This window comes from Streptomyces sp. Y7, from assembly GCF_043195415.1.
Classification (GTDB): Bacteria; Actinomycetota; Actinomycetes; order Streptomycetales; family Streptomycetaceae; genus Streptomyces.
In genome coordinates, this window is record NZ_JBIDDQ010000001.1 from 763685 (window position 1) to 785335 (window position 21651).

Consider the following 21651-nt stretch of genomic DNA (forward strand, 5'->3'; position numbering starts at 1 on the left):
ACCAGCGGCCGGACATCGTGCCTCAGGGCCCCTCGTCGCCCTGAGGCAGCCGCTCGTCGTCGACCACGTGCATCGCGGCCTCCTCGGCACCGGCCGCCCCGCCGTCGATGCCCCGGTCGGCGTCGGGAACCTCCTCGGCGAGCCGTTGGTCGAGGCTCTCGCCGTCGTGCTGCTCGGCGGCCGTGGTGCCGTACCGGGTCACGCCGAGTGGCTTCTCCGGAGGTGAGTAGCCCTCGTCGAGGGTGTCGTCGTAGCTCCGCTCGTCCACGGTGTCCTGCGGGTCGAACGGTGCGGCGTCCTACTGTTCCTCGTTGCCGCCGGTGGGCTGGTACGCATCGTCGGCCATCGGATCGAAGGGCGTGCGGTCGGTGCCCATGGCTGCCTCCTCACTCACGCGCGTCGGCCGGCGTGTTCGTGCCTGTCCTGTCACCGCGTATCCCGTCGCGCGATCTCCAACCCAGGAAGATCCGGTGGCACTTGAAGCCTCAAAGAGTGTGGCTATCATCACTCGGACACACGGCGTGACTGCACAGCGACGCAACGGCGTACAGTGTCCGCCACCCGTTGTCAGCCGCCCCTGACCCGAGGTCATCCCTCTCCGGTTCGTGGCGTTGTTCCACCCCCCACCCCCCTCTACGGCGCAGGGGCCGTCGCCCTCGCGTCGTGCACGACCGAAAGCGGCGCATCCATGAGCAACAACAGGGGCAGAGGGCTGCAGGCCAATGTCCTCGGCACGTTCGACACGGTGGTGATGGCGGTCGCGGGCAGCGCCCCGGCGTACTCGATCGCCGCGACCACGGCGGTCCTCGTGGGCGCGGTGGGCCTGGCCAGCCCGGCGGCGCTGCTGTACTGCGCGATACCGATGCTGGGCATCGCGCTGGCGTTCAGCCGGCTCGGCCGTATCGACGTGAACGCGGGCGCCAGTTACTCCTGGGTCGGGCGGACGCTGCATCCCTTTCTCGGCTTCATCAGCGGCTGGGCGCTGGTGATCTCGACGACCATCTTCATGGTGGCGGGTTCGCTGCCCGCCGGCTCGATGACGCTGGCCCTGTTCGACGAGGAACTCGCGGACGACACCGCGCTGTCGACCTTGGTCGGTGCCTGCTGGTTCCTGGTCATGCTGCTGGTGGTGCTGGGCGGTGCGCGGCTCACGGTCCGGGCACAGATCGTGATGTCCGGCGTCGAGCTGGTCATCCTCGCGCTGTTCGCCGTGCTCGCCGTCTTCCACTCGGGAAGCGCCCACGTCTTCGACTGGTCGTGGCTGGGATTCGGGCACTTCGACGGGGTGGCGGGGTTCGCGTCGGGGGCGCTGATCGCCGCGTTCTACTACTGGGGCTGGGACGTGACCAGCAACCTCAGTGAGGAGACCCGCAACAGCCGCCGTACGACCGGCCTCGCGGGGCTCATCGGGGTGGGCATCGTGTTTCTGCTGTTCGAGGTGTTCACGATCGCGGTGAACGTCATCCTCTCCTCGCGGCAGATCCAGGACAACGACGCCAATGTGCTCGCGGTGCTCGGTGAGGAGGTGTGGCCGGGCTGGGGCGGCAAGTTGCTGATCGTGGCCGTGATGCTGTCCACGATAGCCACGCTGGAGACCACACTCATCCAGGTGACGCGCTCGCTGTTCGCGATGGGCCGGGACCGGACGATGCCGTCCGCGCTGGGCAAGGTGCACCAGCGCTGGAACACGCCGTGGGTGGCGGTCGCGGTGGTCGGCGTGGTGGCGCTGGGGATGTTCATCGCCTCCAACGCCCTCGGCTCGGTGGGTGACATCCTCTCGGACGCCATCTCGGCGATCGGCCTCCAGATCGCCGTCTACTACGGATTGACGGGGCTCGCCGCCGTCGTCGCCTACCGCAAGATGCTGCTGACGTCGGTGGGCGACTTCGTGCTCGGCGGCCTGTGGCCGCTGTTCGGTGCCCTGTTCATGTTCTGGATCTTCTTCGAGTCGCTGGGCGAGCTGAGCGGTTCGGCGCTCGCGATCGGCTTCGGCGGCATCGCGGCCGGTCTGATCCCGATGTTCTGGTACTGGCGGCAGGGCAGCGACTACTACCGGCCGGCCAAGCTGGACGCCACACAGACCGTCCAGGCGGACTACGTCCCGGCCGGCGGTGGCGGCGGCGACAACGCCCTCGTCCACGAGGGTCTTCCGACCGACTTCTGAGGGAGACCCCGATGGCGCGAGGCAACTCCAGAGGCGACTTCACTCCCGAGTTCGACCCCGACTGCGGGGACCTGGCCCTGACCAGCGCCCGCCAGGACATCGTCATCGGCCGCTGGCAGGGACTGCGGGAACTGCTGTGCTCGACCGGGCCCGACTGGCTGGTGCGGGGCCACCGGGTCCGGCTGCTGGCGCAGGCCTGCGCGAGCAGTTCCACGGTGGAGTCGTGGCTGGCCGCCGAACCGCACAGCGGCGACGCGCTGGTGCTGCGGGCGGCCACGGAGACGGCCCGGGCGTTCAACGTGGCCATCTCCGCGGGCCGGGGTGTGCCGATCGACACGCGGCGCATCGACACCGCGGTGCTGTCGTGCCTCAAGGCCGCCGATTCCTGTCCGGACGACCCGACGCCGTGGATCTCGCTGATCTCGGTGGCCCGCCTGTATCCGAAGGGCGTACGGCGGCAGGAACTGGGGCGCTGGTGGGACGAGTTGCACCGGCGCGACCCGTACAGCGTCGAGGGACATCTCCAGGTGCTGCACTACTACTCCGCGCGCTGGCACGGCACGCACGGCGTGATGTACGACTTCGCCCGCGACGCGGCCGGCGTGGCACCGTCCGGCTGTCCGCTGCCGGTGCTCGTGCAGTACGCCCGGGTCGAGGAGTTCCGCTACGCCCTGGACGCGGCCCGGGGACAGCACGCCTCCATGGGCATCGGCCAGCACTGGAGCAACGACGGCGCCGTCAGCGACGTACGCCGGACCTGGGAGCGCTGGATCATGGGCCGTCCCGCGGGCGACGTGGCCCCGGGCGAGCTGCGGGACCTCAACTACCTGGCCCACGCGGCCTGTCACGCGGGCGACCACGACATCGCCGCGGCGCTGTTCCGGATGCTCGGCCACCGGGCCACCCGCGCGCCGTGGGTGTACACCGGCGACCCGGACAAGCAGTTCGTCAAGTGGCACCGGGAGGTGACGGCCCGTGGATGACCCGGCCCGGGGGTGAGCCGGTCGGCCATCTCGCGGCTCAGCTCCTCCGTCTGCGGCTCGGTGCGCGGCTCGAGTCACAGGACCCGGCGCCGGACGAGCACGATCAGCACCGTCAGCCCCGGGAGCAGCGGCAGCCACACCGTCAGCATCCGGTAGCCGAGGACGGCGGAGGCGGCCGCCGCGGCGGGGGCGCCGGTGGCGGTGAGCGCGAAGGCGAGCGCGGCGTCGAGGGACCCGAGCCCGCCGGGTGTGGGCAGCAGTGCGGCGGCACCGCTCGCGGCGAGGTAGAGCAGCGCCACCCGGGCCGGGGCCAGGGGCAGGGAGACGGCGCGGGTGACGGCGGTCAGCACCGCGCAGTGCAGGACCACGAAGGCCAGTGACCCGCCCCAGAGGGCCGACGCCCTCGCCGGACGCGCGTGCACGGCCCCGACGTACACGCGCACCGCCGCCAGGGCCCGCATGCACCGTTGCCGCAGCGGGCCGAGCAGCAGCAGGATCGCGACGGCGGCCGCGGCGCTCACGGCGGCGACGAACCCGCCGCCGATCTGCGGGAGGTGCAGTGCGCCCGGGGAGGCCGCGAAGAGTACGGCGATCAGGGCGACCCTTGCGATCCCGCCCGCGGTGCCCTTGACCGCGAGGGCGGTGGCGGCGTCACCGAGCGGTATGCCGTGGCGTATGAGGAAGCGCAGGTTCACCGTGGCCGCGCCGAGCCCGGCGGGCAGGAGCTGGTTGGCGGCGGACGCGGCGAACTGTCCCGCGAGCAGCCGTCCGGGCGGTAACCGGCGGGGCACCGCGCCCTGCTGGGCGAGTGCCGAGCACGGCCAGGTCAGCAGCGCGGCGGCCGCGGCGAGCAGCAGCCAGCCCCGGTCGGCGTCGGCCAGCCGGACCGCGCCGCTCTCCAGCACCGGCCAGTGCCGCCGGGCCAGCAGGGCGACCGCCACCAGGACGACAAGGGTGAGGGCGGTGTGCCAGTAGAGCCTGCTGCGCCGGAGAGGGGTGAGGAACTCCTCCGACGTCATGCCGTTCCGCCCGCGAGCGGCGCCGGGGCGAGGTGGACGTCCAGGCCGTCGAGGCGGTGGGGCTCCCAGTCACGGGCGTGGTGGGGCGGCTTGCGGCCGGGCCCCGTGAGGGCGCCGACCGGGACCCGGCGCGCGGTGTGGAGGATGTCGGCCCTGGTGGTGTTGGCGTTGTGGCCGGTCATCGCGCCGGAGTCGCAACCGGCGTAGTAGGCGACGGGGATGGCCTCGTACCCGGTGAGCAGACAGGGCGGGCGCACGCCGAGCCGGTGCAGTTCGGCGGCGGAGCGGGCCCACGCGACGCGGGAGGCGGTGGTGCGCTCCACGGTGCGGTCCAGGACGGCGTACTGCACGGCCAGATGTCCGGCGAGCACGAGCCCGACGCCGGCGGCGACCGCGGGACGCCACCGGCGGCTCGGCGCGGTGACGAGGTGGAACAGCGCGTCGGCGACCGGGACGGCGAGCAGCGCGTAGGCGGGCAGCAGGAAGCGGGGGGCCGCGTAGCCGATGAGGAACAGGTAGGGGAAGGCGGCTGTGGTGGCGCAGGCCAGCGGGATCAGGGTGCGGGCGGTGCGGCCGGAGCGGACGGCGAGCGCGAGGCCGTAGGCGGCGAGCAGGGGGAGCACGAGCCACCAGGCGTACACGCTCACGGGGGGCGTCGCGATGTCGCAGGGCCGGCACAGCGTGCTGCCGACCAGGCTGCGCAACTGGTCGTCGACGGCGAGGTTCCAGCCGAGGTCGCCCTGGATCCGGGATGCCTCGTTCAGCCGCTCCCGCAGGCCGCCGTAGCTGACGTACGCCTCGATCACCCACTGGAGACCGCCGGCGAGAAGCCCTGCGGCGAGCGCGGCCCCGAGGCGCCGGTTCCGTGCCGCCAGAGCGACGGCGAGCAGCGGCAGGGTGACGTACACGGCATCGGTGGGCCGCATCCACGACATCAGCGCGGCGCCGGCCAGGACGCCCCACAGGGCCCGGTCGTCGAGTCGGTCGAGGCGGGCGCGCACGAAACAGCCGACGCAGATCAGGGCTCCGAAGGCGACCCAGAGGTTGGGCATGGCCTGGGGGCCGTAGAAGAGGGTGATCCACAGGGTGGCGAACAGGGCACCCGCGCCCGCCAGGACGCGGGCCGGGAACAGGCGGCGCCAGGCGCGCAGGGCCAGGTACAGGGCGAGTCCGGACAGGACGGCGAGGAAGACCCGCAGCAGGACGGTGGAGTCCGACCAGGAGGCGATGGGCCACACCAGCAGGGGGACGCCTCGCGCGCGGGGCGCGCTGAAGAAGGCAGCCGGCGCCTCGGTGCCGACCTGGCTGACGTAGACGACCTCGTCCCAGCCGAGGCCCATCGAGGGCCGCACCAGCAGGAGTTGGAGGGCGGTGAAGGCGGCGGCCACCGCCGCGAGCAGGGCGTCGCCGCGAGTCCGCCGGGGCCTTCCCGGCACGAGCGCCTCGTCACGTCGCCCCGCACCGACGAGCATGGGCTTCGTGCCCTGAGCCATCGTCCACCCCTCACCCCTACGAACCGTAGGGCGGCTGAGCCCCACAGCCCGGCGAGTGGGACAGCGGGGATCGGAAATGATCCAAAACACGGACAAACTAACCCGTAGGGGATGGGTGTGCAGAGCATGGTTCGGCCAGCCGAATGACGAAAGCCGGTGATCGCACGGCCAAGTGGGTCCGGTACGACGCCGGGAGTCGTCGCGGCCCGGATGCCACACTCTGCTGTGTGACCTTGACCTTCGACGACCTCCTCGCCCGTGCCCGGTCGCTCCCCCGGGACGGCCGGCGCGCCGTCCTCGGTATCGCCGGCAGCCCGGGCGCGGGCAAGACGACACTGGCCGAACGCCTGGTGCGGGAGCTGAACGGAACCGGGGACCCCTGGGTCGCGCATGTGCCGATGGACGGCTTCCATCTCGCCGACGTCGAGTTGGACCGGCTCGGGCGGCGGGACCGCAAGGGCGCGCCCGACACGTTCGACGCCGCGGGGTACGCGGCTCTGCTGCGGCGGCTGCACGAGGACGCGGAAGACGAGATCGTGTACGCGCCCGGCTTCGAGCGGGTGCTGGAGCAGCCGATCGCGGGTGCCGTGCCGGTGCCGCCGACGGCCGGGCTCGTGGTGACCGAGGGAAACTATCTGCTGCTGGACACTGGCGCCTGGGTCCGGGTGCGGTCGCAGCTGGACGAGGTGTGGTTCTGCGAGCTCGACGAGACGGAGCGGCTGCGGCGGCTGATCGCCCGGCACGAGCGGTTCGGCAAGTCCCACGAGCAGGCGGTGGCCTGGGTGATGCGCTCGGACCAGCGCAACGCGGAACTGGTCGCCGCGACCCGGGGCCGGGCGGACCTGGTGGTGCCGGTGACGGCGCTGCCCGCCCCGCACGAGCCGCCGGCGGCTCGTGCGGGGACGTGAGCCACGGCCTACACGGCCGTCAGGGTCAGCTCCGGTTCGCCCTGCGCGTCGCCCGCGGGCTCGCCGATCACGGCGGTGAAGGACTCCGTACGGACCGTCAGACCTGAACCGGCGGCGGCGAAGACGGGGGCGAAGGGTCCGGCCGGCCCGTAGCGCACGGCGAAGACGTGCAGCCCGTCCGGGGCACCGGGCGCCGCCTCGGCCTCCAGGGCCGTCGAGCCGACCAGGTGGCTCCAGCCCAGGTCGGGGTTGCCGTAGCCGCGGGGGTCGGCGGCCAGGGCGAACGCGGCCTCTTCCTGGGTCCGCTCGGCACGGGCGTCGAAGTGGTCCACGCCGTCCGCCTCGGGGTGCGTCAGCCGCAGTTCACCGGCCGCCGTGACCTCGCCCTCGGCGGTGCGGCGCACCCGGTCGCCGTCGTCGGCGGCGTACGGCAGGCCCGCCAGCAGGTACGGCGTGCCGGGAAGCCGTTCCACCGCGACCGTCGTCCACAGGCTCGTGCCGTCGGTGACGTACAGGGACCGGACATGGCGCAGGACGTGGTCGCGGCCGACGACCGGCTTGGTGACCAGCTTCGCCCGCAGACCGTCGGCCTCGACGTCCCGGACACGGGTCTCGCCCATCGGACGGCAGTACAGGAAGCCGTCCGTCACGGGGCCGAAGCCGTGCTGCCGGTTCACGGCCGCCGGGAGGTAGTAGGTGCCGGCGGCCTCGACCAGCGACGGGGTCATCCGGTCGTCGAACGCCACCGAGACGCCGCCCGCGCGGAGTTGGTGGCGGGCCGGGGAAGCGGACGGTGCGCGGTGCCAGCGCGTACCGTCCTGGATCTGCCAGACCAGCATCCACGCGAAGTGCCCGTCGAGGCCCCCGTCCGCCTTGACCGCGTGCCGGCCCCAGCGGGTGTCGCCCCGGTAGCGGCCGAGGTCGGAGCCGATCCGGGCGCTGAAGTAGCGCAGCCCGAGGACGGACTCGAAGCCGCTGTGCTGCTCGCTGTATCGGGGGCCGCCGTTGTCGAAGCCGCCGTCGGGCAGCCGGGCGTCGATGTACCGGGCGAGCGCGTCGCCGTCCCGGGCGAAGACCGCCTCGCCGCTGACGCGGTGGGCCTGGGCGAGGAAGGACAGGGAGATCGGGCCGTAGTTGTTGTCGTAGGCGCCGCCGTGCTCGGGAGGCAGCAGGGCGCCCCGGTCGCGCACCCGGTGGGCGCGGATCTCCTCCTCGTACAGACGCACGGCGCGTTCGCGCGTCGCGTCGCCGTCCGCGGCGGGGAGGTGGCGGGCCAGCATCAGGCCGCCGACCACGCAGCCGATGGCCTGGTTGCCGGCCTCCTGCGGGTTGAAGAAGGTCGCCTCGGTCAGCCAGTGCCAGTAGCCGTGGGCCACTCGGACGAGTTCGGCGCGCTGGTCGTCCTCGACGAGCCCTTCCGCCAGGTCCAGCAGGTCGACCGACTGCAGCAGCGCCCACACGGTGCTCGGCCAGTCGCCGATGGGGTGAGCGCCCGCCTCGAGCACGTAACGGGCGTACGGCAGACCGGTGCCGCGGGCCTTCAGGTTCGGGTAGCCGGGGTTGTCCTCGGTGTACACGCGCTCCCGCAGATGGAAGGCGAGACTGCGGCGCACGGCCTCCGGCAGCCGGGGGTCCTTGCCGCGCTGCCAGGCGAGGGCGAGCAGGGAGGTGACGCCGAGTGAGGTGTCACCGATGTCGTCGACGCAGTCCGGGTGCTCGAGACTGCCCTCGGGCGTGAGCCGGGCGAGGGCCTCCTCGACGACACCGGCGAGGACGGCGTCGTAGGCCTCCGGGGTGTCGGGGAGGTCGTGCAGGGGACCGAGCTGGCGTGGGAGGTGCACGGGGATCAACCCTTCATGCCTGGGATGGCCATGGCGTGGTTCGTCGGGGTCGCACGACAGGTGCGGTACGGCGGGCGCGCACGGCGACGGTGAGCTTGTGCGGGCCGAATCCGCCTATGCAGACACGGTTCCCGGTCGTAGCGTCGGTGCCTCCCACCACGGTGTGGTCCTGCCCCGGGTCGTACCGCAGTACATCCCCGCGGTCCGGACCGGCGAGCGGTTCGCCCGCCTCGACGTCGGCCTCGACCCTGATCTCGTCGTCACCGACCCGGTAGGTCATCCGCCCGGTCGTCAGGCACCAGCGTCCTTCGCCGATCGGTACGGCGCCCTGCGGCACGCCGCCCGGCCGGAATGTCATCTCGACGGCCCAGGGCACCCGTGGTCCGCTGATGTCGATCCGTAGGTCGGCGCCGTCCTCCCTCAGGTCCACCTCGACGCGGGTCGTGTGGGAGACCTCGTCCCGGGGCCGGTCCGGGAAGGCCATCGCGGCCGAGAAGCGTCCCTCGTCCGCCATCCGGTAGGCGCCGTCGTCCCGTCGCAGATGTGGCGGGAGCGGCTGGTAGTAGGCGGCGGTGAGGGTCTCGGTGAGCCGGTACCGGTCGGCGGCGAGCTGCTGCATGCCCTCGGCGCGGAACGGGCCGAGGTCGAAGAATCCCCGGGAGAGCCGGACCGCGTCGAGGACGGCATCGCCGGCGAACAGGCGCAGGAAGGTGGGATTGCAGGCGAGTCCCGAGCGGATGCGCCGGTGCTCGGGCACGTCGGAGCCGCCGTACACCACCGTGTGCGCGGTGGCCGAGGCGCGTACGGCGAGGCGTGCGGTGGTGATGTACCGCTCGCGCGGGAGTGTCTCCGCGGTCGGTGCCGGCAGGACGCGGCACAGGTCCGGGGTGAGGAGGGACTCGGCGAGCAGGTCGGGGTCGTCGATGCCGTCGGCGGCCGCCAGCCGTGCCGCCCGGCTGAAGTCACCCCGGCCGGTGCGGATCGCGAGCAGCCGGTAGTGCGGCAGGAAGGGCGCCAGCGGGAACGGGCGATTCTGGTCCTGCCGTCGCGAGTGGACGCTCTCCACCGTGCCGTCCGGCCTGATGAGGTCCAGGGTCGTGGCGAGGTTGCGCTCCACGGCGTCCAGCAGGTCGGCGCGGTCGAGCACGTCGGCCAGCAACAGCAGCGAAGGGTTGGAGACATGGGCCGCGTAGGTGGGGCTGCGTTCCGAGTACAGGCCCTCGGCGTCGATGTCGACGCCCTCGGCCAGCCACGCGTCGATACGGTCGAGCAGCCGGTCGTCCGGGAACGACCGGTGCAGCCGGGCCAGCGCCGCGCACAGTTCCCACCGGTGGTTCGGCGTGTGCACGCCGCCGGTCCGGAGGCTCTCGGAGGCCGCGCCGGCGATCTCGGCGAGGACGTCCGCGACCTCGCGCAGTTCCGGTCCCGCGCTCACGGCGATGACGTGCGCGTCGCACACGTCGTTGACGGTGAACGCGGAATCCGGGGGTGACTGCACGTTGTCGCCACCGGCGAAGAGACCGGAGGGGGTCTGCACGGCGCGCAGAGCGGTGAGGTGCGTCATCGCGGCGGCGACGGCCCGGTCACTGCCGTGCAGTGTCGAGTCCGGTGAACGGTGGGCCGCGAGCAGTGTCCTCACCCGGCGGGCCAGACCGCGATGGGACATCCCGGCCGGCTCCTCGTCCGGGCGGGCCGCCGGCGGGACGGCCCGCCGGTCGGCGGCGCGGGCCACCGCACGGACGAACTCGCGGTCGCGCGTGATCTGCACGGTCAGTCCTTCAGCCCCGCGTTGATGTTGGCGTTCATGACGTAGCGCTGGAACACCAGGAAGACGAGAATCAGCGGGATCATGGAGATGACCGAACCGCCGAGCAGCACCGACCAGTTGATGTTCTGCGCGCCGACGAGGCTCTGGATGCCGATCTGCACGGTGAACTTCTCGGGGTCGTTGAGCATCAGCAGCGGCCAGATGTAGTCGTTCCACCGCCACTGGAACGACAGGATGGCGAGCGTCAGCATGATGGGCCGGGAGACCGGCACCATGATCCTCAGGAAGATCGACAGCTCACGCGCGCCGTCGATGCGGGCGGCCTCGATGAGTTCGTCGGGGACCGTCAGGAAGAACTGGCGGAACATGAAGCATCCGGTCGCGGTGAGCACGGCCGGGAGGATGATGCCGCCGAGCGAGTTGTAGAGGCCGAGGTCGCGGACGACCAGGAACTCCGGGGCGAGCATGACCTCGGACGGCAGCATCGTGGTGGCCAGGATGCACATGAAGAACACCTTGAGCCAGGTGTTGTCGTACTTGGCCAGCGCGTACCCCGTGCAGCAGCTCGCTCCCACCGTGAGGATCGTCGTGATCACGCACACGATGGCCGTGTTGACGAAGTACTGGGAGAAGTTGGCGCTGTCCCACGCCGCCGAGTAGCCCGACAGGGTGGGGTCGTGCGGAAGCACCGTCAGCGGAAGGGAGAACAGGTCCCCGGCCGGCTTGAAGGAGCTGAGGACGAACCACAGCACCGGCAGCCCGTAGAGGCACGCCATGATCCACAGCAGTGTCGTCGCGGACACCGCCTGCCGGAGTCCGCCGCTGCGCCCGCCGCGGGACCGCTTCTTGGAGACGGTCCGTCCGGACCCGCCGTCGACCGGGCGTGGCATGTCTGTGGTTGTCATCGGTTCTCCACCCGCCGGTTGACGATCAGCTGGATGACCGCGACGGCCATCAGGATGAGCATGAGCACGAACGAGGCGGCGCTCGCGTAGCCGATCTGGCCCCGGTTGAAGCCGGTCTGGTAGATGTACTGGACGAGCAGGTTGTTCGACGTGCCCGGTCCGCCGTTGTTGAGGGAGACGAACAGCGGGTATTCCTTCATCGCGTTGATGGTGTTGAGCAGGATGACGATGAAGGAGGTGGGCGCGATGCTCGGCAGGGTGATGCTGATGAACTGTCGCCAGGGGCCCGCGCCGTCGAGGGAGGCGGCCTCGTAGTACGAGGTGGGCACGTTCTTGATCGCCGCGATGAACAGCAGCATCGAGAAGGCCGTTCCCCACCAGGCGCCCGCCATGACCACCACGCCCAGCGACAGGTCCGCGTTCGACTGCCACGCGATCGCGTCCCCACCGAGCTTCTCGACGACGTAGTTGATCAGTCCGAAGTTCTCACCGAACAGCCATCGCCACAGGACACCGACGACGATGGGCGAGATGAGCCACGGGACGAAGAAGATGACGCGGGCGATCGACGCGCCCTTCGCCTGCTTGCTCACGACCAGGTTGGCGATGAGCAGCGAGAGCACGAAGTTCAGCGGGACGACGAGCACGGTGTACAGCAGTGTCCGGCTCAGCGCGTCGTAGAAGGTGGAGTCCCCGAACAGGTTGCTGTAGTTGTCCAGCCCCACGAACTGGAACGCCCCCACCCCCGTGTAGTTCGTGAAGGAGTAGACGAGCCCGATCACCGCCGGCCAGACGAAGAACAGTGAGAAGAGCACAACGTTGGCCGCGATGAGGACGAGCGGCGCAAGGGTGTACTTGCTGCGTCTCCTGGGCGGGCTCGCGGACACGTCCGAGGCGCGTTTTGTCATCTTCCTGACTCCGTGCTGGTGGAATGGGTTGCTGTGGACTGACTCCGTGAGCCCGGCATCACGTGGGAGTACAGGGCCGGGCGGCGGGTCGCACGCCACCGCCCGGCCCTGTGGTCTACGACGCGCCGCCGACCTGCTGGTTGTAGCCGGCCACGATGTTCTCCAGGGCCTTGTCGGCCGACTGCTGGCCGTTGATCGCCTTGCCGAGCTCCGTCTTCGTCGGGTCCTCGGTGAGGCTCTTGCCCTTCAGCACCCAGTTCGTCTGCGCGCTGTTGAAATAGCCGGAGATCGGGGCGTAGAGCGGGATCGACTCGTTGTAGAGCTTGAACGCCGCCTGCGCCGCCTCGGACTCGAAGGGGTACTTCGGGTCCAGACCGCTCTCGACCGGCAGGAACCCGGACGCCTCGCACAGCGCCTGGTAGTGGGCCGGCTCGTACAGCCAGGACAGGAACTTCGTCGCGGCCTCGGAGGCGTCGGCGTTGTTGTTGAAGCCGACCGTCATGCCGCCGCTGTTGACGTCGCTGGCCTGCACCGGCTGGGCCGGGGTCGGCACGCTCGCCCACTCGAACTTCTTGATGCTGTCGGCGAAGGCCGGCACCTGCCACACGCCGGACCAGTAGGCGACGACGTCACCGCTCTGGAACATGGCGGACGGGTCGGCGCCGCTGGTCCACACCGACTTCGGCATGGTCTTGTCGTCGTTCCAGCCGACGAAGGTGTTCACGGCCTTCTTGGTCGCCGCGTCCACCGAGAACTTGCCGGAGGAGTCCGCGTGGACGTACTTGCCGCCCATCTCGTACACCATGGCGCGCAGCCGGGACGGCGACTGGTCGAAGGTCAGGGAGTACTTGGCGCCCGTCTTCTCGCGGACCTTGTCGGCCGCGGCGATGAAGTCGGTCCAGGTCCAGGTCTTCGACGGCTCGGCCGGGAAGGAGACGCCCGCCTTCTCGAAGAGGGACTTGTTGATGAACAGGCCGGACGCGGTGACGTCCGAGGGGATGGACAGCACCTTCCCGGAGGAGTCCTTGGCGAGGAAGTTGGCGTTGATCTTGTTGCTCTTGTTGTTGGCGATGGAGCTGAGGTCGATCAGCTTGTTCGACCAGATCGGGTCCAGCGCCGGTACGGCCGCCACGTCCGGCAGCGAGTTCGCCTGCGCGGCGTTGTGCAGCTTCGTGGTGTAGCCGTCGTAGGGAATGTTGACGAGCTTGACGTCGACGCCGGCTTCCTTCTTGTACTGCGCCACCATCTTCTTCCAGCCCGCGTCCTGCCCCGGAACCGTGGAGATCCAGAACGTCAGCGACTTGGACGTCCCGCCCGAGCCGGACCCCGAACCGCCGCAGGCGGAGAGCAGAAGGGCACCTGCCGTGGCCACAGCAGCGAGGGGAATGACACGGCGTATACCGCCGCGACCGAGTCGGCGAGAGCGCCGCACACCCACACTGGTCATCTTCGATCCCTTTTCGTCGTAGCGGAGGAAGCACGGGGCCTGCCGAGGCGGCACGGGTGCGTTCTGAGGGAAACTTCGCCTTCCGGGGGCGCGGCCTCGCCCGGCCGCATCGCCTCGACGGGTGGGATCCCCGGCCATGAGGGCCGTCGTCGCACAAGCACGCCCTCGTGCGGCTGCCGTACTTCGCGTACGGGCGGGATGCTCAACCCAAGCCGGCGTCCCGGCCGACTTAGAAAGCGCTTGTCCGGACATTGGCAGATCGAGTCGGAGGCCGTCAATCCTTCGTCCCCGCGGTCTCGGTCACGGTTTGGACTCCTCGGGTGACCGCGAGCCGGGCGGCGCCCACGACCGTGCCCAGGTCACCGACCACGCTGCTGACGACTTCGGTGGGCCAGCTCAGCCGGGCGAGCTCCGCCCGCACACCGGGCAGGATCTGCGGGTCGGCGCCGGTGCTGCCACCGAGCACGATCAGCCCGGGGTCCAGTACGGCCGTCACGGCGGCGGCGAGACGGCCGACGTCGACCGCGTGGCGGTCGATCACCGCGCGGGCCGCGGCCCGCCCCTCCCCCGCCCTCGCGAAGAGCTGCTCGGCGGTGTGCGGGCACGGTCCGTCCTCCTCCGGCCAGGCCTCGGCCGCCCGCCGCAGGAGCGAGCGGGCACCGATGTACTCCTCCAGGGCCTCGTGGCGCGGCTCGCGGCCGTCGTCCCACGGGTAGGGCAGCCGGGCGAGCTCACCGGCGGCGCCGTTGGCTCCGCGCAGCACCTGGCCGCCGACGACGATGCCGAGGCCGATACCGACGCCGATCCGCAGGTAGCCGAAGGTGCGCCGGCCGCGCGCGGCACCCTCGTGCAGTTCGGCGAGCGCGGCGCAGTTGACGTTGTTCTCGAGGTGGACCGGGACGCCCGGCGGCAGGGCGACGGCCATGGCGTCGAAGACGGGGCCGGCCTTGTCCGTGGCGGGCCGCATGCCGGCGCCCTCCTTCTCGCGCGCGGTGACGTCGCCGACCGCGACGACGACGGTGCGCAGCGGGGCGCCGGCGGGCAGCGCGCCGAGTGCCTCGCGCACCACGTCGGCGGCCTCCTCGCGGGTCCCGGTGGCCTGGGCGAGCAGGGTGCCGTCCAGGGCACAGCCGCGCACCCGGGTCAGGGCGGGTCCGAGGTCCACGGCGAGCACCGCCCCGGCGGCGGGCCCGAGACCGTAGACGGCGGCGGTGCGCCCCGTCCCGCCGGAGGCCGTGCCGGAGTGGGCCGCCAGCCGGGCGCTCTCCAGCTCCGCGACGGCGGAGGAGACGGTGGGTTTGGACAGGCCCGCCAGGCTCGCGAGCTGCGGCCGGGTCGCGCTGCCCGCCTCGGCGAGCACAGCGAAGACCGCGCTTGCGCTCTCGGTCAGGCGGGGGGCTTCCGCCACGTCGTGTATCACAGTTCTCCCACGGGTCACGGGCCGCTCAGTGGTCGAGTGCGCGATGCCTCTTGACGCACTGTACTTCGTTAGTTAACTTCCTAACGAACTTCACGGTACTCGCCTGCCGTGTCCGCCAGAAGCCCGTCCCGGGGCTTCCCTAGTTCACCGACTCCCTTGATTCCAGGCACGGTTCGCCCGCCGTGACGCTCCGCAGGCTGTGCCGAAACCGCCTGTGTGCCGGCGCAACGACGAGAGAGGCTCCGTGCAGGACTCCACACCCCTCGTGGTCGGTATCGACGTCGGCGGGACCAAGACGCATCTTCGGGCCCGCACCGGGGACGCCGTGGTCGCCGACCACGTCCGGCCCAGCAGCGGCTGGCGGCCGCACGACCCCGTGGCCGCCGCCGGCTGGCTGGCCGCGCTGGTCGCCGACGCGCTGCCGCAGGGCGTACGCCCGTCGGCCGTCGCCGTGGGCGGCCACGCCTGCGAGACTCCGCGCCAGTGCGCCCAGATCCGCACCGCGCTCCAACTCCACTTCGACGCACCCGCGTCGGTGGTCGGCGACGCCGAACTCCTCGTCCCGGCCGCCGGGTTGGACAAGGGCGTCGGCCTGGTCGCCGGCACCGGTTCCGTCGCCGTCGGCCGACTGGCCGACGGCACCGCGGTCCAGGTCGGCGGCTGGGGCGCGGTCCTCGGCGACGAGGGCGGCTCGGCCGGTCTGGTGCGCGAGGCAGCACGGGCCGTATGGGCGGCCCACGACCTCGGCGAGGAGCCCGACGCGCTGGCGCTCGGGCTCCTCGCCGCGTTCCAGGTCCCCGAGGTGCCCGCGCTCGGGGCGGCTTTGGAGAGCGCGAAGAGCCCCTCCGCGGACTGGGGTCGGCACGCTCCGGTGGTGTTCGCTGCCGCCGAGGCATCGCCGCTCGCCCGCGCGGTGATCGACGAGGGCGCCCGCTCGCTGGCCGCCCTGGTCGGGCGACTCGCCGCGCGCGGGGTGCCGGTGGACGACGTGGTGGTCGCCGGCAGCACCGTGCTCGCGCAGCCCGTCCTGTACGACGCGTTCAGCGCCGCGCTCGCCGACCTCGTGCCGGGGGCCCGGGCGCGGCGCCTGGAAGTGCCGCCGGTGCAGGGAGCCGTGGCGCTCGCGCGTTCACTCGTGTGACATCCGCCGGACGCCGGGTCATCCCGGATCCGACACGACTCGCCCGTAGATCTTCGCTCGTCGGACTCGATCTCGGTTCCCGGCGTCTCGTGCGCCGCACGCCCGTCCGTTGCGTGCCCGACCGGTCGAGTCGCTCGTTTCGACTCCTTGCGGCCGTCCGGCCGAAGAAATTCGAGAGAGGCACTCATGCCGTCACCCGCCGGGGGGCACACCACCCCGCCCCTCGATAGAAGGCGCTTTCTCCTGACCTCCGCCGGTGGCGGCGCGGCGCTGGTGGTGCTGCCCGCCGTCGCCGGCCGGCTCCCCGCCGCCCATGCCGAGACGGCCGCGGCCGCGTTCGTCGACGACTACCGGACCAACGTCGTCGCGAACCTGACGCCCGAGACCAACGCGGTGATCCGCGTCCTCGGCGGCTTCGCGCGGGTGTGGAAGACCGGCGGTGCCTGGAACACCGGCACGCCGCTCATGCCCGAGGTGCTGCGCGCCAACATGCGCTACTGCGCCCGGATCACCGCCGCGCGCACGGAGGCGCAGGCGAAGGAGGCGTTCGTCATCGACCGCCAGCACCAGAGCTACTCGGTGATCGCCGGGCTCGGTCCGCTGGCGGAGCTGTACCGGACCGGCGCGAAGGCGGTCACGTCGATCAACGGCGCCCCGGACGGCACGCCGGCCGGGAAGATCAGCGACGCTCTGCCCGCCGACGCCCCGGCCGGTTCCGCGATCGGCGCCGGTTCCTACGACTCCGACCTCGGCCAGGTGGCCCGGCTGGTCGACACGGTGCGCGGTCCGTTCGCCTCCGGCAACCCGGCCAAGTTCGCCTTCCAGTACCCGCGTCCGTGGCGGATGAACGAGGACAGCGAGGTCGTCGACACGGGGCAGAAGGACACCTTCGGCTTCCCCGTCTACGACTCCCGGGTCGTCGTGGCCCCGCAGCTGCTGCGCCAGCGCGGCGAGACGGCGGCCGAGGACGGGGGCTTCCCCAGCGGCCACACCAACGCCCTGCACCTGGCGGCCCTGGCCTACGCCTATGCCGTACCGGAACGCTTCCAGGAGCTGGTGACCCGCGCCTTCGACCTCAGCCACACCCGGATCGTCGCGGGCATGCACTCCCCCGTCGACGTCCTGGGCGGCCGCGTGATGGCCACGGCCCTGGCCGCCGCCGCACTCGCCGACCCGGCCAACGCCGCTCTCAAGGCCGCCGCCCGCGCCCAGGCCCTGACCTATTTCCAGGAGCGCACCGGGACCACCGCCGACACGCTGTACGCCTACGCCCACTCGGCCGGCACCGACACCGACCCCTACGCCGACCGCGGGGCCAACGCCCGCACGGTCGGGCCCAAGCTGACCTACGTCCTGACCCGGCAGGGCCGTGACGTGCCGCTGACCGTGCCGAAGGGCGCCGAGGTGCTGCTGGAGACGCGCCAGCCCTATCTGACCGCGGCCCAGCGCCGCGAGGTGCTGCGCACGACCGCGCTGCCCGCCGGATACGTCCTGCTGGACGGCTTCGAACAGTGGGGCCGCCTCGACCTGTTCGCCGCGGCGGACGGCTACCGCGCCTTCGACTCCGACGTGACCGTCACGCTCGACGCGGCCGCCGGCGGTTTCAGCGCGGCGGACAGCTGGCGCAACGACATCCGCGGCGAGGGAGGTCTGACCAAGCGCGGCACCGGCACGCTCACCCTGACGGGCCACAACCGCTTCCACGGCGGCACCGTCGTCGAGGACGGCGTGCTCGTCGCGGCGTCCGCCGACGCCCTCGGCCAGGGCGACGTGCGCCTCCAGGGCGGCACGCTGGACGTGGCGCACGTGCTGCGGGTGCGGGGCGCGTACGTCCAGGAGGGCGACACGCACCTCGGCCTGCCGCTGCGCAGGAACCACGGCCCGGCGCTCAAGGTGTCCGGCCGGGTCGTGCTGGGCCGTGGCGCCGTGCTGTCGCTGCGCCTGGACCCCGAACACCCGCCGGTCGCGGGGACCACGGTTGCTGTCATCGGGGCACAGCGGCTGCGCGGCCAGTTCGACCGGATCGAGGTGAACTCGCCCGCTCTGCGAGCCGTACCCGTCTACACGACGGACGGTCTGTCGGTACGACTCCTGAGGCGGTAACCGCGTCCCGGGCGGAAGCTGATGCAGAGTGGGCCCATGGGCCGCCCGAGAATCAGCTTCCGCCGTCCCCGGGCCGACGGTGCCGCGGAGCGGATGATGGCGCTCGAACAGCAATCGGCCTCGAAGCCGGTCACGCCCCCGACCACGGCTCCTGAGGGGCTCGCCGACCCGCCCGTCGCCCGGCGCCTGCTCGTCCCGCTCCTGGTGGTCCTGCTGCTCGGGCAGATGGCCGTCGCGATGGTGACGACCGCCGTGGGGCAGACGCCGACCATCGACGAACCCGTGTACGTCGGGACGGCGGCCGAGTACCTGCACGAGCACGAGGTGGTCCACAACCCCGAGCATCCGCCGCTCGGCAAGCTGGTCGTGACCGTCGGTGTGGCCCTCGCCGATCCGCACGTCGACGCCTCCTTCACCGGCGACCAGGGCCGGCTGGGGCGGCATCTGCTGTACGAGTCCGGGAACGACCCGTGGCGCCTGATGCTGTTCGCCAGGCTGCCCGTGATCGCCCTGACGCTCGCGTTCGGGCTCGTCGCGTTCGCGTTCGCCCGGGAACTCGCCGGTGCGGCGGGCGGTCTGACGGCGCTCGGCCTGTACACCTTCTCCCCCGACCTCGTCGCGCACGGCTCGCTCGCCACGCTGGACGTACCGGCGGCCGGGTTCGTGCTGACGTCGGTCTGGCTGCTGTGGCGGGCCCGCCACCGGCCCCGGCCGTATGTGCCGTTGGCCGGGGCGGCACTCGGCGCGGCCCTCGCGACGAAGATGAGCATGCTCGCGGCGATCCCGGTGCTCATGGCGCTCGCCGGCCTGTCGGTGTGGTGCGCGAGGGCGCCCTCGGTGTCCCGTGCCCGGGCGCTGGGCCGGGCGGCCGCGGGCGCCGGTGTCCTGGCGCTGACCGCGGTCGCGGTCGTATGGGTGTCGTATCTCGTGGTCGATCCGCGGCTGCGCTGGGCGCCGGAGCAGCCGGTTCCCGCGGTGCACGGCCTGCGGGGGCTGGTCGTCGACCTGCTGCCGTTCCCGGAGGCCTACCGGGACGGTATGCGGGTGCAGTTCGACTTCGAGGACTACCCGTGGCAGGGCTTCCTGTTCGGCCGGCTCTACACGGGGTCGCTCTGGTACTACCTGCCGGCCGCACTGCTGGTGAAGACGCCGCTCGGCATGCTCGCCCTGTGGGCGGCCGGCGCCCTCACCCTGGTGGCCGTACGGCGCCTGCGGCCGGTGGCGCCGTATCTGCTGGTGCCGACCGCCGTGCTGCTCGGCGCGGCCATGCTCGGGTCGAGGGACTTCGGCACGCGGTACGCCGTCTTCGTGCCGATGTTCCTGGCGGTGGCGGCGGGCTGTGTGCTGGTGGTGCGCGTGCGGTGGGTGCCGGCGGCGGTCGGCTCGCTGGTGCTGTTCGTGGCGGTGAGTTCGCTGCGGACGTATCCCTATTATCTGCCGTACTCCAACGAGGCGTTCGGCGGTCCGGAGAAGACACATCTGCGGCTGCACGACTCCAACGTGGACTGGGGGCAGGACCTGGGGCGGCTCGCGGACCGGTTGCGCGAGCGGTACCGGGGCGAGCGGATCTGGCTCGTCTACAAGGGCAGCGGGGTGCCGTCGTACTACGGCATCCGTGCCGCGGATCCGCGCCGGGCGGACGTCCGCGAGGTGCGCGGGCTGCTGGTGGTGTCGGACTCCGCGGCGGCGAAGGCGACCGGACGACTGGCCGAACTGATCGACAGCAGTCGGCCGATCGACGGGGTCGGGCATTCGATCACGATCTTTCGTCGCTGAGTACGGCGCATGAGCGGACCGGGTCGACACGGTGTGTGAGCTATGTTGAAGCACTGTGGGAGACAAAACAGGCGCACCGGTGCCATCGCCCCAGCAGGCGCGCGCACAGGCATCCGCCATCACCTCTGGAAAGTCGGTGCCGGAGGTCGGGGTGTCCCCGACATCCCAGCTCAGGGCACTCTTCGACCACCCTCGGCTCTCTCCCGGGCAGCGGCGCATCGCCCAGTACCTGATCGAGCACATCACCGAGGCGGCCTTCCTGTCGATCACCGATCTCGCCGAGCGGGTCGGTGTCAGCCAGCCCTCCGTGACGCGCTTCGCCGCGGCCGTCGGCTTCAGCGGTTACCCCGCGCTACGGGAGAAGCTCCAGGCGATCGCGCTGGACGCGCTGTCCGGGGGCCCGGTGCCGGCCGAGGAGAACGGCGCCAACGAGCTGCAGGCGGCCGTGGACGCCGAGATCGACAACCTGGAGAACCTGCGACGCGACTTCGCCGACCCCGACCAGGTCATCGAGATCGGCCGCCTGTTGTCGCAGTCGACCCCGCTGACCATCCTCGGGCTGCGGATCGCCGCCTCCCTCGCCGAGTACTTCGCCTACGCCGCACGCCGTATCCACCCCGACGTGCGGCTGGTGACGCAGGGCGGCAGTGTCGCCTACGACGCGCTGCTCCAGTCACGTGAGGCGGGCGGAACCTGGGTGCTCGCGTTCTCCATGCCGCGGCACGCTCAGGAGACGCTCACCGCGGTGCGGGTCGCGCGCAGCGCGGGACTGCGGGTCGCCCTGATCACCGACCTGGCGCTCGGTCCGGTGGCCGACACCGCCGACGTCGTCTTCGCCACCGGCACCGGATCGCGGCTGGTCTTCGACTCCTACGCGGCGCCCGGCGTGATGGCCGCCGCGCTGCTCCAGGCCATGACCGACGCGGACCCGGAGCGGACGCAGGCACGGCTGGAGGACTACGAGCACATCTCCGACCAGCACCAGTTCTTCCTGCGCGACTGATCTTCCGTTCCGCCCGCCCGGGCACTTCCCGCACACCGGTGGATACCGAATCACAGGGGCACCATTCACATCAAAGCGCGCATGAATGTTTTCATACGTCTTGCAAACCGGACGGCATATATAAATACTTCACACCGCACCACCCGCCCGCCGAAAGCAGTCGGACCGCTCATGCGCACGTCACCCCATCCGTCGTGCGACTGCCGCCTGCCTTCCGGGCGCCATTGCGAACAGCCGTGGACGCCGTCTCCTACCCGCGTCGGCGCTCGGGCTGTTCGGTCGGGCATCGCCTGCGCGAGCGCCCGTGGCGGCGGCCCCGGTCATCCCCTAGGCCGGGGCCGCCCCGACCCCGTCGGGCACCCCCGACGACGCCGCACACCGGAAGCGATGACCATGCCTCTGACGACCACGCGCATCACCCCTGACTGGCCGTGCCAGGTCAAGACCCCCGGTTCCTACGACTGGGAACGCTCCGCCGCGAAGTGGCTGCGCGAACTGGTTCCGGCCCGCTACGCCAGCTATCCGGCACTGATCCGGCACCCCGTCCTGCTCGCCCGGCACGCTCAGATCCAGGTCCAGAACGAGATCCGGGTCGCGCGCACCGCCCTGCAGACCGCACGCGCCGACCTGCCCGCGCTCGGCATGCCCGAGTCGGTCATCGAGCACACCATCAAGATGTACGCGGCGGAGGTCATGCAGCTGCAGCACATCGCCCGCAGCGTGCGCGCGGTGTCCCAGGCGCTCGTCGACCGCGGGCGCTGAGTCCGCGCCC

16 protein-coding genes and 1 pseudogene are annotated in these 21651 nt (G+C 71.7%); 8 read left to right on the forward strand and 9 right to left on the reverse strand.

All coding sequences use genetic code 11. The features are described from left to right. Positions 1-22: 22 nt before the first annotated feature. A pseudogene (locus ACGFW6_RS03190) lies at positions 23-376 on the reverse strand (DUF5709 domain-containing protein). Between the two features lie 312 nt (positions 377-688). Here ACGFW6_RS03190 and ACGFW6_RS03195 point away from each other — a divergent pair. Both ACGFW6_RS03195 and ACGFW6_RS03200 read left to right on the forward strand, forming a co-directional pair. Next, entirely contained in the window at positions 689-2164 is a 1476-nt protein-coding gene (locus tag ACGFW6_RS03195) for an APC family permease (protein ID WP_393504100.1), read from the forward strand. Positions 2165-2175: 11 nt separating this feature from the next. Further along, entirely contained in the window at positions 2176-3147 is a 972-nt protein-coding gene (locus ACGFW6_RS03200) for a hypothetical protein (protein WP_393504102.1), read from the forward strand. Positions 3148-3221: 74 nt separating this feature from the next. On the opposite strand, the gene ACGFW6_RS03205 is transcribed toward ACGFW6_RS03200, so the two are convergent. Next, positions 3222-4166 (reverse strand): YbhN family protein, encoded by a 945-nt coding sequence (locus ACGFW6_RS03205; protein ID WP_393504104.1) that lies wholly within the window; start codon positions 4164-4166, stop codon positions 3222-3224. After that, positions 4163-5659: a hypothetical protein gene (locus ACGFW6_RS03210; protein ID WP_393504106.1), complete on the reverse strand. Its 1497-nt coding sequence runs from the start codon at positions 5657-5659 to the stop codon at positions 4163-4165. The genes ACGFW6_RS03205 and ACGFW6_RS03210 overlap by 4 nt, the downstream gene beginning before the upstream one ends. 227 nt (positions 5660-5886) lie before the next feature. On the opposite strand from ACGFW6_RS03210, the gene ACGFW6_RS03215 reads away from it, so the two are divergent. Next, on the forward strand, positions 5887-6567 hold the full coding sequence (locus ACGFW6_RS03215) for a nucleoside/nucleotide kinase family protein (protein WP_393504108.1): 681 nt from the start codon (positions 5887-5889) through the stop codon (positions 6565-6567). Positions 6568-6575: 8 nt separating this feature from the next. On the opposite strand, the gene ACGFW6_RS03220 is transcribed toward ACGFW6_RS03215, so the two are convergent. The 6 genes from ACGFW6_RS03220 to ACGFW6_RS03245 all read right to left on the reverse strand — a co-directional run bounded on the left by ACGFW6_RS03220 (position 6576) and on the right by ACGFW6_RS03245 (position 14844). Next, positions 6576-8408 (reverse strand): hypothetical protein, encoded by a 1833-nt coding sequence (locus tag ACGFW6_RS03220; RefSeq protein WP_393504110.1) that lies wholly within the window; start codon positions 8406-8408, stop codon positions 6576-6578. A gap of 13 nt (positions 8409-8421) precedes the next feature. Next, positions 8422-10176, reverse strand: a complete 1755-nt coding sequence (locus ACGFW6_RS03225) for a hypothetical protein (protein ID WP_393504112.1) — start codon at positions 10174-10176, stop codon at positions 8422-8424. A gap of 2 nt (positions 10177-10178) precedes the next feature. Beyond that, positions 10179-11081: a carbohydrate ABC transporter permease gene (locus tag ACGFW6_RS03230; RefSeq protein WP_393504114.1), complete on the reverse strand. Its 903-nt coding sequence runs from the start codon at positions 11079-11081 to the stop codon at positions 10179-10181. After that, a complete protein-coding gene (locus tag ACGFW6_RS03235) occupies positions 11078-11989 on the reverse strand; it encodes a carbohydrate ABC transporter permease (RefSeq protein WP_393504115.1) in 912 nt (303 codons plus the stop codon). Before ACGFW6_RS03235 ends, ACGFW6_RS03230 begins: the two co-directional genes overlap by 4 nt. A 115-nt stretch (positions 11990-12104) precedes the next feature. After that, the gene (locus tag ACGFW6_RS03240; RefSeq protein ID WP_393504117.1) at positions 12105-13436 is read right to left on the reverse strand and encodes an extracellular solute-binding protein; all 1332 of its coding nucleotides are present in this window, start codon (positions 13434-13436) and stop codon (positions 12105-12107) included. A 274-nt stretch (positions 13437-13710) separates the two neighbouring features. Then, complete coding sequence (locus tag ACGFW6_RS03245; RefSeq protein WP_393504119.1) at positions 13711-14844, reverse strand: ROK family transcriptional regulator; 1134 nt, start codon at positions 14842-14844, stop codon at positions 13711-13713. A 256-nt stretch (positions 14845-15100) separates the two neighbouring features. Between ACGFW6_RS03245 and ACGFW6_RS03250 the strand changes: the two genes are divergently transcribed. The 5 genes from ACGFW6_RS03250 to ACGFW6_RS03270 all read left to right on the forward strand — a co-directional run bounded on the left by ACGFW6_RS03250 (position 15101) and on the right by ACGFW6_RS03270 (position 21641). Further along, entirely contained in the window at positions 15101-15997 is an 897-nt protein-coding gene (locus ACGFW6_RS03250) for an N-acetylglucosamine kinase (RefSeq protein ID WP_393504121.1), read from the forward strand. 186 nt (positions 15998-16183) lie between these two features. Next, positions 16184-18100, forward strand: coding sequence for a phosphatase PAP2 family protein (locus ACGFW6_RS03255; RefSeq protein WP_393504123.1), 1917 nt, complete (start codon positions 16184-16186; stop codon positions 18098-18100). Between the two features lie 36 nt (positions 18101-18136). Then, the gene (locus ACGFW6_RS03260; RefSeq protein WP_393504125.1) at positions 18137-19876 is read left to right on the forward strand and encodes an ArnT family glycosyltransferase; all 1740 of its coding nucleotides are present in this window, start codon (positions 18137-18139) and stop codon (positions 19874-19876) included. A 79-nt stretch (positions 19877-19955) separates the two neighbouring features. Next, the gene (locus tag ACGFW6_RS03265) at positions 19956-20879 is read left to right on the forward strand and encodes a MurR/RpiR family transcriptional regulator (protein WP_393504127.1); all 924 of its coding nucleotides are present in this window, start codon (positions 19956-19958) and stop codon (positions 20877-20879) included. Between the two features lie 387 nt (positions 20880-21266). Next, positions 21267-21641 carry a hypothetical protein gene (locus ACGFW6_RS03270; protein ID WP_030959331.1) on the forward strand — a complete coding sequence of 125 codons (375 nt, stop codon included), beginning with the start codon at positions 21267-21269 and terminating at the stop codon, positions 21639-21641. The last annotated feature ends 10 nt before the right edge of the window (positions 21642-21651 follow it).

What these genes read in the sequence shown, in the direction of transcription:
- ACGFW6_RS03195 (WP_393504100.1), top strand. Translation starts at nt 689, where the DNA reads ATGAGCAACAACAGGGGCAGAGGGCTGCAGGCCAATGTCCTCGGCACG.
- ACGFW6_RS03235 (WP_393504115.1), bottom strand. Translation starts at nt 11,989, where the DNA reads ATGACAAAACGCGCCTCGGACGTGTCCGCGAGCCCGCCCAGGAGACGC.
- ACGFW6_RS03260 (WP_393504125.1), top strand. Translation starts at nt 18,137, where the DNA reads ATGGGCCGCCCGAGAATCAGCTTCCGCCGTCCCCGGGCCGACGGTGCC.
- ACGFW6_RS03210 (WP_393504106.1), bottom strand. Translation starts at nt 5,659, where the DNA reads ATGGCTCAGGGCACGAAGCCCATGCTCGTCGGTGCGGGGCGACGTGAC.
- ACGFW6_RS03230 (WP_393504114.1), bottom strand. Translation starts at nt 11,081, where the DNA reads ATGACAACCACAGACATGCCACGCCCGGTCGACGGCGGGTCCGGACGG.
- ACGFW6_RS03240 (WP_393504117.1), bottom strand. Translation starts at nt 13,436, where the DNA reads ATGACCAGTGTGGGTGTGCGGCGCTCTCGCCGACTCGGTCGCGGCGGT.
- ACGFW6_RS03270 (WP_030959331.1), top strand. Translation starts at nt 21,267, where the DNA reads ATGACCATGCCTCTGACGACCACGCGCATCACCCCTGACTGGCCGTGC.
- ACGFW6_RS03255 (WP_393504123.1), top strand. Translation starts at nt 16,184, where the DNA reads ATGCCGTCACCCGCCGGGGGGCACACCACCCCGCCCCTCGATAGAAGG.
- ACGFW6_RS03200 (WP_393504102.1), top strand. Translation starts at nt 2,176, where the DNA reads ATGGCGCGAGGCAACTCCAGAGGCGACTTCACTCCCGAGTTCGACCCC.
- ACGFW6_RS03205 (WP_393504104.1), bottom strand. Translation starts at nt 4,166, where the DNA reads ATGACGTCGGAGGAGTTCCTCACCCCTCTCCGGCGCAGCAGGCTCTAC.